Genomic DNA, 593 nt, shown 5'->3' with positions numbered 1-593 from the left:
TTGGAGGTATTTTTATGGCTTATTTTCTTAAAAAAACTACTTTAAAGGGCAGGACTTATCTCTCTATCGTTGAAAGTTTCTATTCTCATGAAAAGCGCGGTGCTGCCCATCGTACCTATAAATCTCTTGCTTCTGTTGAAACATGGAAAGCCAAAGGCATCGAAGATCCTATCGCCCACTTCCAGAAGGAAGTTGATGAACTGAACAGTCAGCGCAAAAATGAAGGTGTTCCTAAAATCTCCACTGTTTCCCCTGAACTTTATCTTGGTTATTTCCCTTTTGTTTCTTTAATGAATAAAATGAATATTAAAAAATATGTTGATTATTTCAATCTTTCCAATTCTTTTGAATTTGATCTGTATGAACTGCTTTCTTCTCTGATCTATGCTCGTCTTGTGAATCCCTGCAGTAAACATAAAACTTTTCATGAAGTTCTTCCTCAATTGAAAGATACCGCTCATTTTTCTTATGACTAGCTTCTAGACGGTCTTGCATTTATGGGCAATGATTATGGCAAGTTTATTGAGATTTTTAATGAACAGATGAAGAAAGTCTATAATATCAATACTTCAAAAACTTATTTTGACTGTACT

Annotated in this window: 1 pseudogene; it reads left to right on the top strand. The window is 34.2% G+C overall.

Annotated features, from left to right (window positions below):
• Positions 1-14: 14 nt before the first annotated feature.
• Positions 15-593 (top strand): annotated as a pseudogene (locus tag B5E48_RS13465) (IS1634 family transposase); the annotation flags it as partial.

Source organism: Massilimicrobiota sp. An105, from assembly GCF_002161155.1.
Classification (GTDB): domain Bacteria; phylum Bacillota_I; class Bacilli_A; order Erysipelotrichales; family Coprobacillaceae; genus Allocoprobacillus; species Allocoprobacillus merdigallinarum.
Note: the sequence above shows the minus strand (reverse complement) of the source record. Positions and strands in the feature narration are given on the sequence as shown.